At 72.8% G+C, this 21,085-nt stretch carries 18 protein-coding genes; 10 read left to right on the top strand and 8 right to left on the bottom strand.

What is annotated here, in order from left to right; all coding sequences use genetic code 11:
• Positions 1-166: 166 nt before the first annotated feature.
• Complete coding sequence (locus D581_RS0115700; RefSeq protein WP_018958172.1) at positions 167-1,192, bottom strand: endonuclease/exonuclease/phosphatase family protein; 1,026 nt, start codon at positions 1,190-1,192, stop codon at positions 167-169.
• Between the two features lie 385 nt (positions 1,193-1,577).
• Between D581_RS0115700 and panB the strand changes: the two genes are divergently transcribed.
• The 3 genes from panB to D581_RS0115715 all read left to right on the top strand — a co-directional run bounded on the left by panB (position 1,578) and on the right by D581_RS0115715 (position 4,540).
• The gene (gene panB / locus D581_RS0115705) at positions 1,578-2,477 is read left to right on the top strand and encodes a 3-methyl-2-oxobutanoate hydroxymethyltransferase (protein ID WP_018958173.1); all 900 of its coding nucleotides are present in this window, start codon (positions 1,578-1,580) and stop codon (positions 2,475-2,477) included.
• Between the two features lie 192 nt (positions 2,478-2,669).
• Positions 2,670-3,683, top strand: coding sequence for an ATP-binding cassette domain-containing protein (locus D581_RS0115710; protein WP_032752764.1), 1,014 nt, complete (start codon positions 2,670-2,672; stop codon positions 3,681-3,683).
• The gene (locus D581_RS0115715) at positions 3,680-4,540 is read left to right on the top strand and encodes an ABC transporter permease (RefSeq protein ID WP_018958175.1); all 861 of its coding nucleotides are present in this window, start codon (positions 3,680-3,682) and stop codon (positions 4,538-4,540) included. The genes D581_RS0115710 and D581_RS0115715 overlap by 4 nt, the downstream gene beginning before the upstream one ends.
• 3 nt (positions 4,541-4,543) lie before the next feature.
• Here the strand turns inward: D581_RS0115715 and D581_RS0115720 are convergent, their stop codons facing one another.
• Complete coding sequence (locus D581_RS0115720) at positions 4,544-7,948, bottom strand: BTAD domain-containing putative transcriptional regulator (protein WP_026290551.1); 3,405 nt, start codon at positions 7,946-7,948, stop codon at positions 4,544-4,546.
• A gap of 254 nt (positions 7,949-8,202) precedes the next feature.
• On the opposite strand from D581_RS0115720, the gene D581_RS0115725 reads away from it, so the two are divergent.
• Positions 8,203-9,009, top strand: coding sequence for a site-2 protease family protein (locus D581_RS0115725; RefSeq protein WP_018958177.1), 807 nt, complete (start codon positions 8,203-8,205; stop codon positions 9,007-9,009).
• Between the two features lie 85 nt (positions 9,010-9,094).
• On the opposite strand, the gene D581_RS0115730 is transcribed toward D581_RS0115725, so the two are convergent.
• Entirely contained in the window at positions 9,095-9,280 is a 186-nt protein-coding gene (locus D581_RS0115730) for a hypothetical protein (protein WP_018958178.1), read from the bottom strand.
• Positions 9,281-9,368: 88 nt separating this feature from the next.
• On the bottom strand, positions 9,369-10,079 hold the full coding sequence (gene npdG, locus D581_RS0115735; protein WP_026290552.1) for an NADPH-dependent F420 reductase: 711 nt from the start codon (positions 10,077-10,079) through the stop codon (positions 9,369-9,371).
• A gap of 121 nt (positions 10,080-10,200) precedes the next feature.
• Here npdG and D581_RS0115740 point away from each other — a divergent pair, with 121 nt between their 5' ends.
• On the top strand, positions 10,201-11,514 hold the full coding sequence (locus tag D581_RS0115740) for an MFS transporter (RefSeq protein WP_018958180.1): 1,314 nt from the start codon (positions 10,201-10,203) through the stop codon (positions 11,512-11,514).
• A 163-nt stretch (positions 11,515-11,677) separates the two neighbouring features.
• On the opposite strand, the gene D581_RS0115745 is transcribed toward D581_RS0115740, so the two are convergent.
• Positions 11,678-11,935: a hypothetical protein gene (locus tag D581_RS0115745; protein ID WP_018958181.1), complete on the bottom strand. Its 258-nt coding sequence runs from the start codon at positions 11,933-11,935 to the stop codon at positions 11,678-11,680.
• A gap of 58 nt (positions 11,936-11,993) precedes the next feature.
• Here D581_RS0115745 and map point away from each other — a divergent pair, with 58 nt between their 5' ends.
• Complete coding sequence (gene map, locus D581_RS0115750; RefSeq protein WP_026290553.1) at positions 11,994-12,851, top strand: type I methionyl aminopeptidase; 858 nt, start codon at positions 11,994-11,996, stop codon at positions 12,849-12,851.
• Between the two features lie 210 nt (positions 12,852-13,061).
• Positions 13,062-13,727: a biliverdin-producing heme oxygenase gene (locus D581_RS0115755; RefSeq protein WP_018958183.1), complete on the top strand. Its 666-nt coding sequence runs from the start codon at positions 13,062-13,064 to the stop codon at positions 13,725-13,727.
• Between the two features lie 110 nt (positions 13,728-13,837).
• On the opposite strand, the gene D581_RS0115760 is transcribed toward D581_RS0115755, so the two are convergent.
• The 3 genes from D581_RS0115760 to D581_RS0115770 form a co-directional block, all read right to left on the bottom strand.
• The gene (locus D581_RS0115760) at positions 13,838-14,509 is read right to left on the bottom strand and encodes a PhzF family phenazine biosynthesis protein (RefSeq protein WP_018958184.1); all 672 of its coding nucleotides are present in this window, start codon (positions 14,507-14,509) and stop codon (positions 13,838-13,840) included.
• Positions 14,510-14,632: 123 nt separating this feature from the next.
• The gene (locus D581_RS0115765; RefSeq protein ID WP_020679208.1) at positions 14,633-16,255 is read right to left on the bottom strand and encodes an HtaA domain-containing protein; all 1,623 of its coding nucleotides are present in this window, start codon (positions 16,253-16,255) and stop codon (positions 14,633-14,635) included.
• Positions 16,256-16,345: 90 nt separating this feature from the next.
• Positions 16,346-17,833, bottom strand: a complete 1,488-nt coding sequence (locus tag D581_RS0115770) for an HtaA domain-containing protein (RefSeq protein WP_018958187.1) — start codon at positions 17,831-17,833, stop codon at positions 16,346-16,348.
• A gap of 134 nt (positions 17,834-17,967) precedes the next feature.
• On the opposite strand from D581_RS0115770, the gene D581_RS0115775 reads away from it, so the two are divergent.
• From D581_RS0115775 to D581_RS0115785, 3 genes are read left to right on the top strand one after another with little or no spacing between them, the layout of a single operon-like run.
• Positions 17,968-19,074 (top strand): ABC transporter substrate-binding protein, encoded by a 1,107-nt coding sequence (locus tag D581_RS0115775; protein ID WP_018958188.1) that lies wholly within the window; start codon positions 17,968-17,970, stop codon positions 19,072-19,074.
• Positions 19,071-20,183: an iron ABC transporter permease gene (locus D581_RS0115780; RefSeq protein ID WP_018958189.1), complete on the top strand. Its 1,113-nt coding sequence runs from the start codon at positions 19,071-19,073 to the stop codon at positions 20,181-20,183. Before D581_RS0115775 ends, D581_RS0115780 begins: the two co-directional genes overlap by 4 nt.
• Entirely contained in the window at positions 20,180-21,019 is an 840-nt protein-coding gene (locus D581_RS0115785) for a heme ABC transporter ATP-binding protein (RefSeq protein WP_018958190.1), read from the top strand. Before D581_RS0115780 ends, D581_RS0115785 begins: the two co-directional genes overlap by 4 nt.
• Positions 21,020-21,085: the final 66 nt, after the last annotated feature.

Consider the following 21,085-nt stretch of genomic DNA (forward strand, 5'->3'; position numbering starts at 1 on the left):
CACTCGGGGCAGGGGCAGAACGAAGAGCCGTCGCCTCGGTGTGGATGCCGGGCGACGGCTGGGTCTTCTTTATGTATGCGGCTAGAACAAATTGTCGCAGACGTTTTGTGCCGCGCGGTGAACGGTCGGTTGCGTGGCTGTGATCACAGCTCCACGCGGGCCGCGATCACAGCTCCACGCGAGCCGCGATCGGGAGGTGGTCGCTGTCGGTCGCCGCGAGGGTCCAGGAGGCCAGCGGCTCGACGCCCTTGACCATGATCTGGTCGATCCGGGCCATCGGGAACGAGGCCGGCCAGCTGAATCCGAAGCCGTCGCCCGCCGCGCCCTGGGTGGAGCGCATCTGCGCGGTGACCGCGTTCAGCGAGCGGTCGTTCATCGTGCCGTTCAGGTCGCCGAGCAGCACGACGCGCTCCACCCGTTCGTCCGCGATGGCCTCGCCGAGCGCGTCGGCGCTGGCGTCGCGCTGGTTGGCGGTGAACCCGGCGTGCAGCTTGACGCGGACGGACGGCAGGTGGGCGACGTACACCGCGACCTCGCCCTGCGGGGTCCTGACCGTCGAGCGCATCGCCCGGGTCCAGCCCATCTTGATGTCGACGGGCTTGGTGTCGGCCAGCGGGTACTTGCTCCACAGGCCCACGGTGCCCTGGACGGAGTGGTACGGGTAGCGGTCGGCCAGCGACTTCTCGTACGTGGAGACCTGCCTGCCCGGGAGTTCCTGGAGGGCCACGACGTCCGCCCCGGAACCGGCGACCTGCTGGGCGGTGCCGTCGGGGTCGGGGTTGCCGGCGTTGACGTTGTGGGTGGCCACGGTGAGGTCGCCGCCGCCGCCGGACTTGTCGGTGAGCAGGCCCCCGAAGACGTTGAGCCAGACCACGGCGGGCAGCAGCAGCGCGATCACGGCGGTCGCCGAGCGCCGCAGCAGGCCGAGGACCAGCAGCACCGGGATGAAGAGCGCGACCCACGGCAGGAACGTCTCGACGAGGCTGCCGAGGTTGCCGAGCCGGTTGGGGATCTGCGCGTGGACGACCATCAGCAGGGTCAGCAGCACCGAGCAGAGGGCCAGCACGATCCCGCGCCGCCAGACGCCCCGGTCGGACCTCAGTCTGTCCCACAGGCCCCGGAAGCGGGACCCGCCGGCCTCCGGCTGCCCCGCGCTGCCGTGGTCCGTGTCCGCTCCGTACGCCTGCACCATCGCACTGTCCTCACTGCCTTGCCCTGCACATCGCCGCGCCCTCGACCCTAGGCGATGAGCGGCGTCTTTCCGGCCGTCGGCCCACGGACCCGCCCGGCGTCCCCACGACCGTACGGAGTGCCCGTACGGAAAGCAGGACGACGGAGGCGGGACGACGGGTTCCGGTACGGGGCCGGACGGCGGGCTGCTGTGACAGAACGGTCACACGCGTACGGGGCGAGACCTCCCGATACGAGGCCGTCTCGTGTTGTCGAACGTTTCCCCGTCGGCCCCCCCTCGGACACACGTGCGGGCCCACTTCCCGAGTGGCGGGGCGGGATGCCACCATGGAAGGGATCCGGGGACGCCGTCAGGGCGCCTCGAGATGACGAAGGAGCCACCGGCCATGTCGCTTCAGGCTGCACAGAATCCGTCTTCCCCCACGGGCGCCTCCTCCCCCGCGGGTGCGTCCGCCGACAGCAGCAAGGCGCTGTACGGAGGGAAGTCCACCCGCCGCATCACCGTCCACGACATCGCCGCCGCCACGGAGCGCGGCGAGAAGTGGCCGATGCTCACCGCCTACGACGCGATGACCGCGTCCGTCTTCGACGAGGCCGGCATCCCGGTCATGCTCGTCGGGGACTCCATGGGCAACTGCCACCTCGGCTACGAGACCACCGTGCCCGTCACGATGGACGAGATCGCCATGCTGTCCGCCGCCGTCGTCCGGGGCACCAAGCGCGCCCTCGTCGTCGGCGACCTGCCCTTCGGCTCGTACCAGGAGGGCCCCGTCCAGGCGCTGCGCAACGCCACCCGGCTGGTCAAGGAGTCGGGCGTCGGCGCGGTCAAGCTGGAGGGCGGCGAGCGGTCCCACGAGCAGATCCGGCTGCTGGTCGAGGCCGGCATCCCGGTCATGGGCCACATCGGTCTGACCCCGCAGTCCGTCAACGCGATGGGCTACCGGGTCCAGGGGCGCGGCGAGGAGGCCGCCCAGCAACTGCTGCGCGACGCCAAGGCCGTGCAGGACGCGGGCGCGTTCGCCGTCGTGCTGGAGCTGGTCCCCGCCGAGCTGGCCGCCGAGGTCACCCGTACGCTCCACATCCCGACCGTCGGCATCGGCGCCGGTTCCGCGACCGACGCCCAGGTCCTCGTCTACACGGACATGGTCGGGCTGACCGGCGGCAAGGTGCCGCGCTTCACCAAGCAGTACGCGAACCTGCGCCAGGTGCTCGGCGACGCCGCGAAGGAGTTCGCGGACGAGGTCGTCGGCTCCACGTTCCCGGCGCCGGAGCACACCTTCCACTGATGCCCGCGCACTGACCCCCGGGCCTTCCGACGCGCTTTCCTCAGCAGACCAGCGCCCACCAGCCATTTCCCGCACCACCGACAGCCCGCCGACATCCCCCATCGGCGGGCTGTCGCCCGTCCGGCGCCCGGTCGCGGGCCGTGTCGGCGGCCTGTCGGCGAGCTGTCGGTGGGCGCTGGTCTGCTGGTGGACATGGAACGAATCGACAAGAACCCCAGCAGCGGCCGGAACGCCGTCGAGGTGCGGGGGCTGGTCAAGCACTACGGCGAGACCAAGGCACTGGACGGCGTGGACCTCGACGTCCGCGAAGGCACCGTCCTCGGCGTGCTCGGCCCCAACGGCGCGGGCAAGACCACCCTCGTACGCTGCCTGTCCACCCTGATCACCCCCGACTCCGGCCACGCGGTCGTCGCGGGCTTCGACGTGGTGAAGCAGCCCCGGCAGCTCCGCCGCACCATCGGCCTCACCGGGCAGTACGCCTCGGTCGACGAGAAGCTCTCCGGCTGGGAGAACCTCTACATGATCGGGCGGCTGCTCGATCTGCCCCGCAAGAAGGCACGGGCCCGCGCCGACGAGCTGCTGGAGCGGTTCTCGCTCACCGAGGCCGCCAAACGGGCCTGCATGGAGTACTCCGGCGGGATGCGCCGCCGGCTCGACCTGGCCGCCTCCATGATCGGCAGCCCCTCCGTGCTCTACCTGGACGAGCCGACGACCGGGCTCGACCCCCGGACCCGTAACGAGGTCTGGGACGAGGTGCAGCGGATGGTCGCCGAGGGCGCGACCGTACTGCTGACCACCCAGTACATGGAGGAGGCGGAGCAGCTCGCCAAGGAGCTGACCGTGATCGACCGCGGGAAGATCATCGCCCGGGGCGGGGTCGACGAGCTGAAGGCGAAGGTCGGCGGACGCACCCTCCAGATCCGGCCGTCGGACCCGGCGGAACTGGCCGCGATGGCGCAGGCGATCCGGGAGGCGGGCCTCGACGGCGTCGCCGGTGCGCAGGCGGTGCCGGACGAGGGCCTGCTGTACGTGCCGATCCTCAGCGACGAGCAGCTGACCGCCGTCATCGGGCTGCTGGGCGTCCGGGGCTTCTCGCTCGCCCATGTCTCCACCGCCCTGCCCAGCCTCGACGAGGTGTTCCTCGCGATCACCGGCGACAAGGCCACGTCCCTCTCCGACCAGGCTCCCCAGGAGGTCGCCGCATGAGTACCACGACTCTGCCCCCCGCTCCCGCCGGGACCACGGGCACCGCGCCGTCGAAGCGGGCGGTGGCCGACGAGGGCCGGATCGGTCTGCGGGCCAATCTGCGGCACATCGGGGCGCTGGCGCGGCGCAATCTGCTCCAGATCAAGCAGGACCCGGAGTCGATGTTCGACGTCCTTCTGATGCCGATCATCTTCACGCTGCTGTTCGTGTACGTCTTCGGCGGCTCGGTCGGCGGCAGCCTCGGCGGGGACCGGCAGGACTACCTGAACTATCTGATTCCCGGGCTGATGGCGATGATGGGCATGAACATCGCCATGGCCGTCGGCACCGGGGTCAACGACGACTTCCGCAAGGGGGTCATGGACCGGTTCCGGACGATGCCGATAGCCCGCTCCTCGGTGCTGATCGCCAAGATCGTGGTCGAGCTGGGCCGGATGATGGTCGCCATCATCATCCTGCTCGCGATGGGCTTCGCCCTCGGCATGAGCGTCGGCACGTCCGTGCTCGGGCTCCTGGCGGCGGTCGCGCTGTCGGCGGTGTTCGGCGCCGCCATCATGTGGATCTTCATCGTGCTCGGGCTGGCCATGAAGACGGCCCAGGCGGTCCAGGGGATGGGAATGCTGGTGCTGATGCCCCTGCAGTTCGGATCCTCCATCTTCGCGCCGCCCACGACCATGCCGGGCTGGCTCCAGACGTTCACCGACTACAACCCGCTGTCCAATCTGGCCGACGCGGTGCGGGGCCTGATGATGGGCGGCCCGGTCGCGAACTCCGTCTGGGTGACGCTCGCCTGGGCTGCGGGCATCACGCTGGTGATGGCTCCGCTGGCGGTGGCCAAGTTCCGCAAGAAGGCCTGAGCGTCACTCCGCGGCGGGCTGCCGGTACGTCTCCGCCAGGGCGGCGGCCTCCTCCAGTGTGAGGCCGGCGCCCTGGCGGTAGGCCGCCGTGTACGTCTCGTCGTCGATCCGGGCGCGTACGGCCTGCTCCGCGTCCTCGAGGGCCTGGCGCTCCAGCGTGGTCGGCAGGTGCCCGGGCGGCAGGAGCGCCGCCTGGAGGCCGAGCAGCCGGGCGGCGGCCTCCGGGGCCCCCGCGCCCTCCAGCCCCGCGAGCGCACGGGCGATGGTCGTCAGCTGCATGGAGGCCATGAACGGGGCCATCATGGCCGAGAGCCGGTCCTGGGAGCGGCCCAGGGCGGCCAGCGCGACGTCGAGCGCGGAAGCGTACGCGCCGTCGAGGTTGTCCAGCCAGGCCAGCACCCCGAGCACGAATCCGTCGAAGACACCGACGGTGCGGGAGCTGAACTCCTTTCGCAGCAGCGTCAGTTGCTCGCGAGCCTCGGCCAGGCGCCCCTGACGTCCGAGCAGGAAGCCCAGGTGCAGGCGGGCGGTCGGCATCGCCTCGTGTCCCGAGATCCGGCCGCCGTCGACGATCTCGCGCAGGATGGCCTCGGCCTCCTCGGACCGGTCGAGTTCGGTGAGGGCCCCTGCGTAGCGCGCCCGCAACACCGCTACCTGGGACCGGGCGCCGAGCGTCTGCGCATAGCCGATCGCGGCCAGGTAGTCCTCGGAGGCGGCGGTGAAACGGCCCGCTCGCTCGTTCGCCTCGCCCCGGGAGGAGAGCGACTCGGCGGCGCCCCAGTCGTCGCCGAGCCGCGCGAAGATCTCCAGGCTCTCGTCGGCGTCGGCCAGTGCCTCGCCCGCCCAGTCGGGGCGGTTGGCCAGGATCTTGGCCCGCATCTCCAGCGCGGCGCCCAGCTCCCACTCGTAAGCGAACTCCCGGGAGGCCCGGACCGTCTCGTCCATCAGCTCGCGCAGCTCGTCGACCTCTCCGGTGAGCAGGATCGCGAACATCCAGAGCGAACCGGGAGCACGACAGGTCTGCGGCTGCCCGGCCCGGTAGGTGCGGCTGATGATGTCCATCCGTTCCCGGCCCTGCGGGGTCAGCCCCTCCTCCATCGCGTGGTCCATGCTGACCAGCTGGATCAGCCCCACACCTCGCCGTGCCTCCGCCACCTGCTCCGGTTCCCAGGGCGGAGGCCGGTCGGTGGTCCGCTCCAGCAGCGAAGGAGCCCGGACGCCGGGCGGGGCGAAGGGGTCGGGGCCCAGTGCGGCCACCGCCGCGCCCCACTGGCGGGCGTCGGAGTTGAGATCGCGCATCATCCAGTACCAGGACATCGACAGCACCAGGCAGAGCCCCTCCTGCTCGTCCCGGGCGGCGACGGCGTGGCGGAGCGCCGTGCGCAGGTTCTCGTACTCGCGCTGGAAGAGCGCTATGGCCCGGCGCTGCCCGGCGCCGCGCAGCTTCGGCCCGGTGATCCGGGCCAGCTCCCGGTAGTGGACCAGGTGACGCCGCTCGACGGCGCCCCGTTCGGCGGCCTCCTCCAGGCGCTCCGCGGCGTATTCGCCGACCGTCTCCAGCAGCCGGTAGCGCATCTCCTCCTCGTCGCCGGGCGCGGCGACGAGGAGGGACTTGTCGACCAGGGACCCGAGCAGGGCGGCGACGTCCGGGGGGTCGACGGCGACGCCGTCGGCCGGTGCGGGCAGGGCGCAGACCTCCTCGGCGGCGGCGAGGGAGCAGCCTCCGGCGAAGACGGAGAGCCGGCGCAGCACGGCGCGTTCGGCGGCGTCCAGCAGGTCCCAGGACCAGTCGACGACGGCGCGCAGGGTCTGCTGGCGGGGCAGCACGGTCCGGCTGCCGTTGGTGAGGAGGCGGAAGCGGTCGTCGAGCCGGTCGGCGATCTGGCGCGGGGTGAGCATCCGCAGCCGGGCGGCGGCCAGCTCGATGGCGAGCGGCAGCCCGTCCAGGCGGCGGCAGATCTCGGCGCAGGCGGCGGCGGTCGCCCCGTCCGCGTCGGTGCGGAAGCCGGGGCGGGCGGCCGCCCCCCGCTCGGCGAGCAGGCGCAGCGCCATCGGGTCCGGCAGCGGGTCGACGGGGCGGACGAACTCGCCCGGCACGCCGAGGGGTTCGCGGCTGGTGGCGAGGACGGTGAGCTGCGGGCAGTGGGTCAGCAGCCGCTCGGCGAGGGCGGCGGCCGCTCCGATGACGTGCTCGCAGTTGTCCAGGAGGAGGAGCATCCGGCGCGGGGCGCAGTGTTCGGTGAGGCGTACGAGGGGGTCGGCGGCGGTGCGGTCGGTGGCCCGCAACTCCTCGGCACCGGCCCCGCGCAGCACGGTCTCGCGGGCGCCGAGCGCGGTCAGGACGGCTTCGGGCACGCTCTCCGGGTCGTCGACCGGCGCCAGTTCGGCGAGCCAGACGCCGTCGGGCCAGCTCTCGGCGGCGGCCTCCGCGGTCTCCTGGGAGAGTCGGGTCTTGCCCGCGCCGCCGGGGCCGAGCAGGGTGACGAGCCGGCTCCGGGCGAGGTCGTCGCGGAGCGCGGCGATGTCGCTGTCGCGGCCGACGAAGCTGGTGAGCCGGGCCCTGAGGTTCCCGGGCGGTATCGGGGACGCGGTCGGGGCCGGGGCCGCCGGGGAGAGGGCCGCGCCCATGGCGGACGGGGCGCCCGGGGCGGGGCGGGGTGCGGGCCCCGGCGCGGGCGGCGCGGGCGGTTCCTGGTGGAGCAGTTCGGTGTGCAGGGCTCGCAGGCCCGGGCCCGGGGCGGTGCCGAGGCGGTCGTCGAGCAGGGTGCGGACCTCCTCGTACGCGGCCAGCGCCTCGGCGGGGCGCCCGGCGTCCCGCAGGGCCGTGACGCGCAGGACCTGGAGCGGTTCGTCGAGCGGGTGGGCGTCACAGAGCACGGCCAGCTCCGGCAGCGCCTCCCCCGCTCTCCCCAGGGCGAGGAGGGCCCCGAACCCGGCGCGTCGCGCGTCGAGCCTGCGGGCCTCCCAGCGGGACGCCTCCGCCGCGCGGTCGGGCAGATCGGCGAGGGCGGGCCCGTGCCACAGGGCGAGGGCCTGCCCCAGGACGGCGAGGGCGCTCGACGCGTCGCCGTCCTCCAGGGCCCGGGTCCCCTCCCCCGCCAGGCGTTCGAAGCGGTGCAGGTCCACGGCGTCCGGCGGGGCGGCGAGCCGGTAGCCGCCCGCCACGGAGTCGACGGCGCTCCGGCCCAGGGCCCGCCGCGCCCGCCCGACCAGGGCCTGGAGGGCGCCGGCCGCGTCGGCGGGCGGGTCGCCGTCCCACACCTCGTCGACGAGGACTCCGGCGGGGACGGTCCGCCCGGGGCGCAGCGCGAGCACGGTGAGCAGGGCGCGCAGCCGCGCCCCGCCGAGGGGGACGGCCGTGCCGTCGTCGCGGATGGCCCGGGTGGTGCCGAGGATGCAGTAGCGCACGGGCCCATTGTCCGTGACGGAGGGGGGCGGGGCGTTGACCGGGTGGAACTCCACAAGCGGTCTCCGGCGTTCCAGCCCTGTCGGACCGTACGATCCCCCTTCCCGCATCCCGCGGCCGGGGCCCCACGACCTACAGTGCCTCCCCCGTCCCGCGGCCGGGCCCGCACGCCGTACAGTCCCTCCCCCGCCCCGGGGCCGGGCCACACGCCGTACAGTCCCTTCCCCCGCCCCCTCACCCCAGGAGCCGATCGCCGATGACCACCGCAGCCACCCGCGGCGACCGGAGAATCAGCCCGGTCTTCCTCGGTATCGCCGCCGTCACCGCGGTCGCGGGCTGGGCGGTGTGGACGGGTTTCGCGGACGCCACCGGCTTCGCGGTGTTCCTGTTCGTCACGGGGGCCTGGATCGTCTCGCTCTGTCTGCACGAGTACGCGCACGCCCGGACCGCGCTGCACAGCGGGGACCTCTCGGTCGCGTCCAAGGGCTATCTGACGCTCAACCCGCTGAAGTACACGCACGCGCTGCTCAGCATCGTGCTGCCGGTGCTCTTCGTGATCATGGGCGGGATCGGGCTGCCCGGCGGCGCGGTGTACATCGAGCGCGGCCGGATCCGCGGACGGTGGAAGCACAGCCTGATCTCGGCGGCGGGCCCGCTGACGAACGTGGCGTTCGCGGTGGTGTGCACGGCCCCGTTCTGGCTGGACGCGCTCGACGGGGTGCCGCTCGCCTTCCGCTACGCGCTGGCGTTCCTGGCGATGCTCCAGGTGACGGCGGCGATCCTGAACTCCCTGCCGATCCCCGGTCTTGACGGGTACGGGGTGATCGAGCCCTGGCTCTCGTACCGGATCCGCCGCCAGGTGGAGCCGATCGCGCCGTTCGGGCTGATCGCGGTGTTCGCGATCCTGTGGATCCCCGAGGTGAACATCGTGTTCTTCGACGCGATCCACGCCCTGCTGCGCGGACTGGGCGTCGAGGAGTTCCAGCGGTACTGCGGCTACGACCTGTACCGCTTCTGGCGGGGCCTCTTCGACGAGCAGGACCCGGGCTGCGCGGTGGGCTGACCGCGTGGCGCCTCGTTCGGGCCTGCTCGGTCAGCCCGATTCGTTGAGGCCGGCTCGCCGAGGCCATCTCGTTCAGCCGTCTCGTTCAGCCCGCGTCGGCGGCGGCGGCGGCCAGCCGGTGCCTGCGGATGTAGAACCAGGTCATGTTCGACGAGAGCCCCGCGACGAGAACCCAGACGATCCCGAGCAGGCTGCCCTGCGCGAAGGAGACCGCGGCCGCCACGACGGCGAGGACGCAGACGACGAGGGCGTAGAGAGCGATGCGAGGCATGGGGGTCGACTCCTGTCGGGAACGGGTCGCGGTCCCGTCCAGTGTCCCCCATGCCCCGTTGTGCCCCGACCGGGCCCGGCGGGGCCGGTCAGACGTCGGTGGTGCGCAGTCCGGCGTGGGCCTTGTAGCGGCGGTTGACCGAGATCAGGTTGGCGACCAGCGACTCCACCTGGTGGGCGTTGCGGAGCCGGCCCGCGAAGATGCCCCGCATGCCGGGGATCCGGCCGGCCAGCGCCTGCACGAGGTCCGTGTCGGTCCGGGCCTCGCCCAGGACCAGCACGTCGGTGTCGATCTCCTCGATGGACTCGTCCTGGAGCAGCACGGCCGAGAGGTGGTGGAACGCGGCGGTGACCCGGGAGTCCGGCAGCAGGGCCGCGGCCTGTTCGGCGGCGCTGCCCTCCTCCGGCTTGAGGGCGTAGGCGCCCTTCTTGTCGAAGCCGAGCGGGTTGACGCAGTCGATGACGAGCTTGCCGACGAGTTCCTCGCGCAGGGACTGGAGCGTCTTCGCGTGGCCGTCCCAAGGCACCGCGACGATCACGATGTCGCTGCGCCGGGCGCACTCCGCGTTGTCCGCGCCCTCGACGCCGAAGCCCAGCTCGGCCGCGGCCTGCACGGCGCGGGCGGCGTCCCGGGAGCCGAGGGTGACCTTCTGTCCGGCGCGGGCGAGCCGGTAGGCGAGGCCGCGCCCCTGCGGGCCGGTGCCGCCGAGCACGCCCACGCTCAGGCCGGAGACATCGGGGAGGTCCCAGGGGTCCTTGGCAGGGGGCTTGGGCGCGCTGCCGCTGTCCTGTGTAGTCATGGGCCCGACCCTACTGCCAGGTAGCCGCCCCCGGGAGGCCGTCGCTGCGGGCCCCGGTCCGGCGCACGTGACGGAATACCGGCTTGCCCGAAACGCCCGGCAGTGCGGATCATGGCCCTTCGTGACCTCAGCACCTCCCTCGCCCTCCCCCTCGCCCTCGCAGCCGTCGGCCCGGCTCCGCGCCCTGCTGCCGGACCTCTCGCCGTGGCGTTCCTCGGCGGACTTCCGGCTGCTGTGGATCCAGGGCCTGATCACGTACTTCGGCAGCTTCATGGCGCTCATCGCGCTGCCGCTCCAGATCAAGGACCTCACGGGTTCCCCGCTCGCGGTCGGGGCGATGGGCGCGGTGGAGCTGGTGCCGCTGGTGGTCTTCGGGCTGTACGGCGGGGCGCTCGCGGACTCGGTGGACCGCCGCCGGGTCATCATGCTCACCGAGGCGGGGCTCGGGGTGCTCGCCGCGATCCTGCTGGTGAACGCCCTGCTCCCGGAGCCGCTGCTGTGGCCGCTGTACGTGGTGGCCGGCGGGGTGTCCGCGCTCGCCGGGCTCCAGCGGCCCGCGCTGGACTCCCTGATGGCCCGGATCGTGCCGCACGCGCAGCAGACGGCGGCGGCCGCGCTGAACTCGCTGCGCTGGCAGATCGGGGCCATCGCGGGCCCGGCGCTGGCCGGCCTGGTGGTGGCGTACGCCGGTCACGGCACCGCGTACGGGGTGACGGTGTGCACGTTCGCCGCCTCCGTCGTGCTCTGTCTGCGGCTCTCCCCGGCCCCGCCGGCGCGGGACGCGCAGAAGCCGTCGCTGCGCGGGATCGTCGAGGGGGCGCGGTACGCCTGGAGCCGGCCGGTGCTGCTGGGGACGTACGCGATCGACATGGCGGCGATGTTCTTCGCCTTCCCGAACACGATCTTCCCGTTCCTCGCGGACGATCTGGACGCGGAGTGGTCGCTGGGCCTGATGTACGCGGCGGGCTCGGTCGGCTCGCTGGCGCTGGGGCTGACCAGCGGCTGGACGAGCCGGGTGCGCAGGCACGGGCTGTTCGTGGTGTTCGGTGCGACGGCGTGGGGGCTGGCCATCGCCGCGGCGGGCTGGTTCTCCAGCGTGTGGGTGGTGCTGCTCTGCCTGGCCGTCGCGGGGGCGGGCGACATGCTGAGCGGGCTGGGGCGGTCGACCATCTGGAACCAGACGATCCCGGAGGAGCTGCGGGGCCGGCTGGCGGGCATCGAGGTGCTCTCGTACAGCGTCGGCCCGCAGCTGGGCCAGGTGCGGGCCGGGGCGATGGCGGGCTGGACCGGGACCCGGTCGGCGATCTGGACGGGCGGGGTGGCGTGCGTGGCGTCGGTGGTGCTGTTGACCGCTGCGCTGCCGAAGCTGGTGCGGTACGACTCGGAGACGGATGAGGACGCGGTGCGCAGGAGGGGGGCCCGGGGGGAGGCGTGACCCGGGGCCGGCCGGGTGGCCGGGTGGCCGGGGCTCCGCCCCGTACCCCGCTCCTCAAGCGCCGGAGGGGCTGGAAAAGATGTCCTCAATCGCCGGACGGGCTTGAGATGCCCCCGGACGGGCTTGAACTACCCCGGTCGGGGCCCTGGGAGAAAGACCGTCCTCAATCGCCGGACGGGCTTGAGTTGCCCCCGGGCGGGCTTGGTTTGCCCTTGTTCTCGTCGTGCCATTTGGGGTCGGTGTCCCATGCCAGGTTCCGGTCGCGGGCCGTGTCCATCGCGTGTTGTGCCGCCTCGCGGGAGGTGTAGGGGCCGAACCGGTTCTGCGCCGGGCACTCCGGGCCCTCCTCGACCTTCTTGTGCTCCAGGCAGTAGTACCATTCGCCCGGTTTGCCTACCGTGCGCTTCTTGAACAGGGCCATCGACGGCTCCTTTCCTTATCGCCATGGTGCCCCGGGGCCGCTGGTTAGACTCGCTGGCATGTCTGGCCAGTCGCTTCTCGTACCAGGGGAGATCACTCCCGTCCGTTCCGTCCCCGGAAACATCCGGCGTCCCGAGTACGTGGGGAAGCCGGCCCCGACGCCGTACACCGGCCCGGAGGTCCAGGACTCCGACACCGTGGAGCGGATGCGCGTCGCGGGCCGTATCGCCGCGCAGGCGATGGAGGAGGCCGCCAAGCACATCGCCCCGGGGGTCACCACAGACGAGCTCGACCGGGTCGCCCACGACTTCATGGTCGATCACGGCGCGTACCCCTCGACGCTCGGCTACCGCGGCTTCCCCAAATCGCTGTGCACCTCGCTCAACGAGGTCATCTGCCACGGCATCCCCGACTCCACCGTCCTGCGCGACGGCGACATCGTGAACCTGGACGTCACCGCGTACATCAACGGCGTGCACGGCGACAACAACGCCACCTACCTCTGCGGCGACGTCGACGAGGAGTCACGGCTGCTGGTCGAGCGCACCCGGGAGTCGCTGAACCGTGCCATCAAGGCGGTCAGGCCCGGGCGCCAGATCAACGTGATCGGCCGGGTCATCGAGTCGTACGCGAAGCGGTTCGGCTACGGGGTCGTCCGCGACTTCACCGGGCACGGGATCAACTCCTCGTTCCACTCCGGTCTGATCATCCCGCACTACGACAGCCCGCACGCCACCACGGTGATGCAGCCGGGGATGACGTTCACCATCGAGCCGATGCTGACGCTGGGCACCCACGAGTACGACCTGTGGGAGGACGGCTGGACCGTGGTGACGAAGGACCGGAAGCGGACGGCCCAGTTCGAGCACACGCTGGTGGTCACGGAGACCGGAGCGGAGATTCTCACCCTCCCGTAGACCACCACCCCGGAATTCGCGGAACAGGACCTTCCCCTCCCTCTGCGCGTAGCCTTTTACCGACAGGCAGTCGGGAACCGGTTGACTTAGGTAAACCTAAGTAGGAGGATCGGGCGTATCGGCACGCCCGCCGCACCGTCGCGGCGGCCGCTGCCGATATCTCCGTCTCTTTCTGGACTTCCCGTCCCCCTCGGTCCCCGGAGGCCCGCCTTGGACGCAACCGCCACCGTCACTCCCTTCTCGACGCTCATCCGCACCGCGTCGCACGAGCAGCACACCGAGGCCGAGACCTCGACCTTCATGAGTGACCTGCTCGGCGGGCGGCTGGGAGTGGACGCCTACGCCCGTTACACCGAGCAGCTGTGGTTCGTGTACCGGGCGCTGGAGGAAGGCGCGGAGGCCCTGCGCGAGGACCCGGTGGCCGGCCCCTTCATACAGCCGGAGCTGATGCGCTCCACCGAGCTGGAGCGCGACCTGGCGCACCTGCGCGGGGCCGGCTGGCGCGAGGGTGTCGAGCCGCTGCCCGCCACCGCCGCGTACGCGGCCCGGGTCGCGGAGTGCGCGCGCACCTGGCCCGCCGGTTACATCGCCCACCACTACACCCGCTACCTCGGCGACCTCTCGGGCGGTCAGATCATCCGCGACAAGGCGGAGAAGACCTGGGGCTTCGAGCGCAAGGGCGACGGCGTGCGCTTCTACGTCTTCGAGGAGATCGCCAACCCGGCCGCGTTCAAGCGGGGTTACCGCGAGCTGCTGGACGCGGTGAACGCGGACGACCTGGAGAAGCAGCGCATCATCGAGGAGTGCAAGCGGGCCTTCGCCCTGAACACCGCGGTCTTCCGCGAACTGGGCGAGGTCTTCCCGATCGGCGCGTGACCGGACGCCGGCGCGTGCGCCGGTGAGCGGGCGGCTCCACCGGCTTCCGGTGGAGCCGCCCGCGTGTTCGGGGCGAGGACGCCACGGCGGCGGGGCGTCCCGTCCCGGGTTCAGCCCCGGACGGCCATCAGGACGCGGCCCCCGACCTCCACCGTGCCGTCCGGCGCGGGTGCGGTGAGGATCTGGGAGCCGCGTCCCTGTGTGATGTTCAGGGCCCGGCCGAGTCGCGCACTGAGCAGCAGGGCCGCCGCGCCCGTCGCCTCGTCCTCGACGATCGCCTCCCCGCGCCGCGGGAAGGCCCGTGCGCGCACCCGCCCGGCCGCCTCGTCCTCCCACGCCCAGGCGTAGAGCCAGCCCTCGCCGGGCGGCGGGCCCGGCAGCGCCTCGATCTCGGCGGCGCTCCCGTACTGCTGGAGCGTGCGCGGCGGGACCCACTCCGGGCGGGCGGTGATCCAGGTGAACTCCCCGTCCTGGCGGGCGAACACGTCCCCGACCGACAGCTCCAGGACCTCCAGGTCCAGCAGCCACGCGGTGCCCACCAGCGGGTGCCCGGCGAACGGCAGCCGGAGCCCCGGGGTGTGGATGTCCACCCGCCCGCGCTCCGGGTCGTCGACGAACACGGTCTCGCTGAAGCCCAGCCGCCGGGTGAGGAGTTGCCGGGAGGCCTCGTCGGGGTGGTCGCGTCCGTCGCGTACGACGCCGAGGGCGTTGCCGTACCGGCCGTCGGGTCCGCAGAACACCCGCAGGACGTCGATGCCCCGGGGTACGTCGTAGTCGCTCACGGGGGCATTCAAGCACTGCCGGGCGACGGGGCGGGAACCGGCGGGGTACGGCGGCGGGGCCGCACCGGCGAGCAACTGCTGCCGCCGGTACGGCCCCGGGCCGTTCGGATGGTGCGGGGTGGGTCAGGCGGTTCCGTCACGACGACGGCGCGCCGCGATCACGACGCCCGCGCCGGCCGCCACGACGACGCCCGAGGCCGCGATCAGGGCGCCGGTCGGGACGTCGGAGCCGGTGGCGGCCAGGGCGCCGGAGCCGCCGACCGTGGAGCCGGTGGAGCCGCCGCCGACCGTGCCTCCGCCGCCGGTGGTCGAACCGCCCGCCGTGGAACCGCCGGTGGAGCCCGAACCGCCGGTCGAGCCGGAGCCGCCGGTGGAGCCGCCCGGGAGCTGGGCGTCCTTGTCCAGGGAGACCGCGACGTTCAGGGCGTCGAACGCCTCGCCCTTCTCGTAGAAGCCGCCGAAGGCCTTGGCGCCGTCCGTGGTGAGCGTCGCCGGGATCTTCTTGAGGTTCACGATGCCGCCCTTGGCGGCGAGCGCGCCGGCGGGCACCTTCAGGTCGGCCAGGGCCAGGCCGGTGAACTTGCTGACCTTGCCGGTCTTCTGGTCCTTGGAGGAGACGTCGGCGAGGAGCGTGCCGGAGGTGCCCTCGATGTCGACCTTCAGGTTGCCGAGGGACAGGTCGAGGACGTACTCACCCTGGGTCTCGTGGCCGAGGAAGCGCACCTTGCCCCGGAACGCGGCGTTCAGCGTGCTCTTTCCGGCGTCGAGGTGACCGGTGGCCTTGCTGAAGCGGTAGCCGTCGGTGACGGCGGTCGCGCCGCCGCTCGTCTCGACCTTGCCGTGCGCGATCGGGCCGACGACGTAGGAGCGGAACTTCTTCTTGACGCCCCAGTTCAGGGTGCCGTCGACGACCGGGCCGCTGACGGGCGCCGCGGGCTCGGAGGCGGTGGGCGTCGGGGCGGTGCTCGGCTCCCCGGTGGGCTTGCCGGTGGCCGGCGGCGTCGCCGGAGGAGTGGCCGGGGCCGTCGCCGGAGGGGTGGCCGGGGGCGTGGCCGGAGGGGTGGCCGGCGGGGTCGCGGGGGGCGTGGTCGGGGGCTTCGTCGCCTGCTTGACGGAGAGCGTCGCAGGGTCGAGCTCGGAGCCCTTCGCGTAGAAGCCCGCGAAGGCCTCGGAGCCGTCGGCGGTCAGCGTGGCGGGGATGCCGGAGAAGACCATCGCGCCGCCCGCTCCGCCGCCCCGCTTGGCCTTGGTCATATCCAGATCGGCGATCGGGGCGTCGTTCTTGGTGACGACGGTGCCGTCCGTCTTCTTGCTGGTGAAGTCGGCGGTGATGATGCCCGTCTCGCGGCCCGAGGCGACCTTGACGTCGCTGAGCTGGACGTCGAGCAGCCCGTGGTGGCCCTCGAACCGGACGCTGCCCTTGAACGCGGTGTCGGAGACGTGCGTCGAGACGTCGTACGAGCCCTTGCCGTCGGTGAAGGTGAACACCCCGTTGCCCGCGGCCTGCTTGGCGCCCCCCGCGACGGTGATCTTTCCTCCCGCGATGGGGCCCGCGATGTACTTGCGGAAGGACTCCTTGATGCCCCAGTCCAGCGTGCCGTCGACCAGTTCCAGCTTCGGGGCGGCGGCGGGCGCGGCCTCGGAGGAGCCGTCGGCGGCGAGGGCGGGAAGGGCGAAGGTCGCGCCCAGGACGGCGGCCGTGGCGACGGCCGCGGCAAGAGTTATGGGGCGGCGGGTTGCTGCCATGTCGGTGGGTCTCCTTGCGGAACAGGGGGAGGGGGAAGAGAGGCGTGAGGGGAGGGGGTGACGACCCATAAGGCGCTCATGGGTGCCGGGTCAGGAGGTCTTGGGGGCGTCGAGGCCCGTGGTGAGGTCGGCGTCGGGGCCCGTGGTGGCGTCGGCGTCGGGGCCCTGCGTGGACCTTCGGCGGCGCAGGGCGAAGAACGCCCCGGCCGCGACGAGCAGCAGCACACCGCCGCTGATTACCGCCCAGATGCCGACCCCGGGGCCGGAGTCGGAGGAGGCGGCCGCCGGTGCGGCGGAGGGCTCCTCGGCGGCCTTCTCCGTGGGCTCGGCGGCCGCGGTCGGCTCACTGCCGAGGTCCGGCAGCGCGGGCAGTTCGGCCTTCTCGTCGACGGCCACGGCGAGCGAGACCGGGTCCATCGCGGTGCCCGCGCTGTACAGGGAGCCGAACGCCTTGGCGCCGTCGGCGGTGAGGGTGGCGGGAGCCTCGGTGAGGGCGGCGAGGCCCTCCTTCGGCGCGAAGTCCTCGGCGGCGAAGGTGATGAGCGGGACGTCCTCGGTGGTCGTGCCCGCGCTGGTGACGTCGGCCGACAGGGTGCCCTCGCCCCGGGCGACGGCGACGGTGACGCCGGCGAGCTTCAGGTCGAGGTCGTGGGCGCCGGTGAAGCGGATGCTGCCGCCGAAGTCCGCGTCCAGCGTCTGCTTCTTCGCGTCGTACGTCCCCTTGCCCTGCGGGAAGCGGAACAGGGCCCCGCCGTCCTGGGCGCCGTCGGCGAGCGTCCACTTGCCCTGGCCGATGGAGCCGGTGACGTACTCGCGGAAGGTGCGGCGTACGCCCCAGTCGACGGCGGCGTCCTCGAAGCGGCCCGCCCTCGCCTCGTCCTTCTTCTCCGCCTTCTCCTTCTCCTTCTCGTCCTTCTTCTTCTCCGGGGCGGACGGCTTCGGCTGGGCGGCCGCGCCCTTGGTGTCGACGGAGAGGCTGATCGGGTCGAGCGGGGTGCCCGCGGTGTAGTAACCGGCGAAGGCGGAGGCGCCCTCGGCGGTCAGCGTGGTGGGGACGTCGCTGAGGGCGACGGGGGTGGAACCGCCCTTCATGTCGATCCCGCCGAGACCGAGCCTGGCCAGCGGGACCTGGGAGCGGTTGGAGACCTTGCCGGTCCCCCGCTCCTTGCTCACCATGTCCGCGTGGAGCATGCCGCTGCCGCCGCTGATCCGGACGGTGGGGCGGCTGATCGTGAGGTCCAGCTCGTTGGTGCCGTCGGGCTTCTGGTGGCCGGTGAAGTGCACGCCGCCCGAGAAGCCGGAGGTGAGCGCTCCGGTGTCCGGGTCGTAGGAGCCGGTCGCCGAGTGGAAGCGGAACTGACTGCCGCCGACCGTGGCCGCGCCGCCGGTCAGGCTCCAACGGCCGCTCGCGATGGGGCCGGTGACATAGCTCTGGAAGGAGGACTTGATGCCCCAGTCCAGCCGGCCGCCCTGCACCGTACGGCCGGCCGCTTGCGCGGTGGCTGCGGGGAGCAGAGCCCCCAGCAGTACCGCGAGGAGCGCGACGGCGAGCGCGCGGGTGGATCTGGACGACGGCATGGGGGCCCTCCGAGGACTGGATACTCAGGTAAGGCTAACCTAAGGTATTCCCAGCCCGGGCCGGAACCCCCTCCGGTCACGCCGTTACCGGCGAACGGCCGACCGCACGCCGCAGAACGACAGGACGGTGCCCCGTGCACATCTCGCAGGCCTTCGCCACGAGGAGCCCCCGGGGCTCCGAGGGCCCGGACGCCGGACGGGCCATTCCCCGCCGCCCGGCCCGGGGCAGAGCGTCCGCCGCCCTCACCGCCGCCGTCGCCCTCGCCCTGCTGCTGACCGGCTGCGGCGGAGGCGGAGGCGCAAGCGACAACTCCGCGCCGAAGTCCGCCGGGAGCACCGCCGGCGCCGGCCGGGTCGAGCCGCTGGCCGCCCCGCCCGCGCCGAAACTGCCGGTGACGGTCGGCTCGGCGGACGGCACGAAGGTCACGATCGGTTCCACCGACCGGATCGTGCCGCTGACCGGGTCGCTGAGCGAGATCGTCTTCACCCTCGGGTTCGGGAAGCAGGTGGTCGCCCGGGACATCACCGCCACCTTCGAACAGGCAGGGAAACTCCCGGTGGTGACCCGGGCCCACGACGTGTCGGCGGAGAGCGTGCTCTCGCTGAAGCCGACGATCGTCCTCGCCGACACCACCACCGGCCCTGCCGAGGCGATCGACCAGATCCGGGACGCCGGTATCCCGCTGCTCGTCGTCGAACCCGCCAAGGAGCTCGCCGACGTCGGCCGCCGCATCGACACCGTCGCCGAGGCCCTCGGCGTACCGTCCGCCGGCACGGAGCTCAAGGAGCGCACCGAGTCCCGGATCGCCGCCGTCCAGAAGTCCATCCCGGACCACGCGGGCGGCGAGAAGCCCCGGGTCGCCTTCCTCTACCTGCGCGGCTCGGCCTCCGTCTATCTGCTGGGCGGCGCGGAGTCCGGGGCCGGTTCGCTGCTGGAGGCGGCGGGCGCGGTCGACGCCGGCAAGGAGTCGGGCCTGGACAAGGACTTCACCGCCATCACCAGCGAGGCGCTGGCCAAGGCCGCGCCGGACGCGATCCTCCTGATGACCAAGGGGTTCGAGTCGGTCGGCGGCATGGACGGTCTGGTGAAGATCCCCGGTATCGCGGAGACCCCGGCCGGGATGGACCGCCGGATCGTCACCGTCGACGACGGGGTGCTGCTCAACTACGGACCGCGCACCGACCGGGTGCTCGCCGAGATCGTCGAGCAGCTGTACGCGAAGGGCGGCACGGGCCGGTGACCACCGCGTACGAGGAACGCACCGGTGCCGGTCCGAAGGCCCCGGGCGAGGGAGCGGACGGCGTCGCCGCCCCCAAGTCCCCCCGGAGCCGGGCGTATCTGCTCACCGCCGTGCTCTCCCTCGCCCTGCTCGTCGGCTGTCTGTTCTCCGCGGCGATCGGCGCGTACTCCATCCCGCTCGGCGACGTGCTGTCCTCCGTGCAGCACCGGATCGGGCTCGGCGGCCAGGAGTTGGACCGGGTCGGCGAGAGCGTCCTGTGGAACGTACGGCTCCCCCGGGTCGTCCTCGCCCTGCTCGTCGGCGCGTCCCTCGGCTGTGCGGGCGCGCTGATGCAGGGCGTGTTCGGCAACCCGCTCGCCGAGCCCGGCGTGATCGGCATCTCGGCGGGCGCGGCCGTGGGCGCGGTCGCCTCGATCGCGCTCGGCCTGACCTTCTTCGGCAACTGGACCATCACCGTCTGCGCGTTCGTCGCCGGCCTGGTCACGGTGCTGCTCGTCTACACGCTCTCGCGGTCCGGCGGCCGGACCGAAGTGGTGACGCTGATCCTCACCGGTATCGCCGTCAACGCGTTCGCGGGCGCGCTGATCGGCCTGTTCATCTTCTTCGCGGACAACGCGCAGATCACCCAGATCACCTTCTGGCAGCTCGGTTCGCTCTCCCAGGCCACCTGGCCCAAGGTGCTCGCCGTGCTGCCGTGCGCCTTGGCCGGGCTCCTCATCGCCCCCTTCTACGCCCGCAAGCTGGACCTGCTGGCGCTCGGGGAGCGGCCCGCCCGGCACCTGGGCGTGGACGTGGAGCGGCTGCGGATCGTGCTGGTGCTGGTGGTGGCGCTGCTGACGGCCGCCGCGGTCGCCGTCGCCGGGATCATCTCCTTCGTCGGGCTGCTCGTCCCGCATCTGCTGCGGATGGCCAACGGCCCCGGTCACCGTTTCCTCGTTCCGGGCAGCGCGCTCGGCGGCGCTCTGGTCCTGGTGGCGGGCGACCTCGCGGCCCGTACGGTGGCGGCCCCCGCCGAGCTGCCGCTCGGGGTGCTGACCGCGCTCTTCGGCAGCCCGTTCTTCTTCTGGCTGCTGCGCAGGACCCGTCGTAAGCAAGGTGGTTGGGCATGAGGACGCTGAGAGACCTGTTCGCGGTACGTCCCCGGGAGCTGCCCTCGCCCGTGGCCCCTGGCTCCCCCGCCGTCGAGGCGGTCGGTCTCTCGGTCCGGCTCGGGCAGCGGCAGGTGCTGGACTCCGTCGGTCTGACGGCGCACGCCGGCGAGGTGGTCGCCCTGGTCGGGCCGAACGGCGCGGGCAAGTCGACGCTGCTGGCGGCGCTGGCCGCCGATCTGCCCGCCGCGAGCGGCGAGGTGCGGATCGACGGGCGTCCGGCCACCGCGTGGTCCGCGCCCGAACTGGCGCTGCGCCGCTCGGTGCTGCCGCAGTCCGCCGCGCTGTCCTTCCCGTTCCCGGTGGAGGACGTCGTACGGATGGGGCGGGCGCCCTGGGCCGGTACGGAGCGGGAGGACGAGGACGACGCGGCGGTGGCCGCGGCGATGGCGGCCACCGAGGTGACGCGGTTCGCGGGCCGCCCGTTCTCGGCGCTTTCGGGCGGCGAGAGGGCCCGGGTGGCGCTGGCCCGGGTGCTGGCGCAGCGGGCCCCGCTTATGCTGCTCGACGAGCCGACCGCCGCCCTGGACCTGCGCCACCAGGAGCTGGTGCTGCGGATCTGCCGGGAGAGGGCCGCCGCCGGGGACGCGGTGGTGGTCGTGCTGCACGACCTCGGCCTCGCCGCGGCGTACGCGGACCGGGCCGCCGTCCTGCACGAGGGGCGGATCGCGGAACTGGGCCCGCCGGACGAGGTGTTCAGCGGTGAGCTGCTCGGTGAGGTCTACCGGCAGCCGGTGGAGGTCTTCCCCCACCCCCGTACGGGCAGGCCGCTGATCGTGCCGGTGCGCGGGGTCTGAGGCGGCTTCCACCGCCAGGGCCTGTCGTCAAACTGCCGTCGTCGCCCGGCAAGCGGCAGTCTGACG

The sequence above is a fragment of the Streptomyces sp. CNB091 genome (genome assembly GCF_000377965.1).

What these genes read in the sequence shown, in the direction of transcription:
- D581_RS0115700 (WP_018958172.1), bottom strand. Translation starts at nt 1,192, where the DNA reads ATGGTGCAGGCGTACGGAGCGGACACGGACCACGGCAGCGCGGGGCAG.
- panB (WP_018958173.1), top strand. Translation starts at nt 1,578, where the DNA reads ATGTCGCTTCAGGCTGCACAGAATCCGTCTTCCCCCACGGGCGCCTCC.
- D581_RS0115710 (WP_032752764.1), top strand. Translation starts at nt 2,670, where the DNA reads ATGGAACGAATCGACAAGAACCCCAGCAGCGGCCGGAACGCCGTCGAG.
- D581_RS0115715 (WP_018958175.1), top strand. Translation starts at nt 3,680, where the DNA reads ATGAGTACCACGACTCTGCCCCCCGCTCCCGCCGGGACCACGGGCACC.
- D581_RS0115725 (WP_018958177.1), top strand. Translation starts at nt 8,203, where the DNA reads ATGACCACCGCAGCCACCCGCGGCGACCGGAGAATCAGCCCGGTCTTC.
- D581_RS0115730 (WP_018958178.1), bottom strand. Translation starts at nt 9,280, where the DNA reads ATGCCTCGCATCGCTCTCTACGCCCTCGTCGTCTGCGTCCTCGCCGTC.
- npdG (WP_026290552.1), bottom strand. Translation starts at nt 10,079, where the DNA reads ATGACTACACAGGACAGCGGCAGCGCGCCCAAGCCCCCTGCCAAGGAC.
- D581_RS0115745 (WP_018958181.1), bottom strand. Translation starts at nt 11,935, where the DNA reads ATGGCCCTGTTCAAGAAGCGCACGGTAGGCAAACCGGGCGAATGGTAC.
- map (WP_026290553.1), top strand. Translation starts at nt 11,994, where the DNA reads ATGTCTGGCCAGTCGCTTCTCGTACCAGGGGAGATCACTCCCGTCCGT.
- D581_RS0115765 (WP_020679208.1), bottom strand. Translation starts at nt 16,255, where the DNA reads ATGGCAGCAACCCGCCGCCCCATAACTCTTGCCGCGGCCGTCGCCACG.
- D581_RS0115770 (WP_018958187.1), bottom strand. Translation starts at nt 17,833, where the DNA reads ATGCCGTCGTCCAGATCCACCCGCGCGCTCGCCGTCGCGCTCCTCGCG.
- D581_RS0115785 (WP_018958190.1), top strand. Translation starts at nt 20,180, where the DNA reads ATGAGGACGCTGAGAGACCTGTTCGCGGTACGTCCCCGGGAGCTGCCC.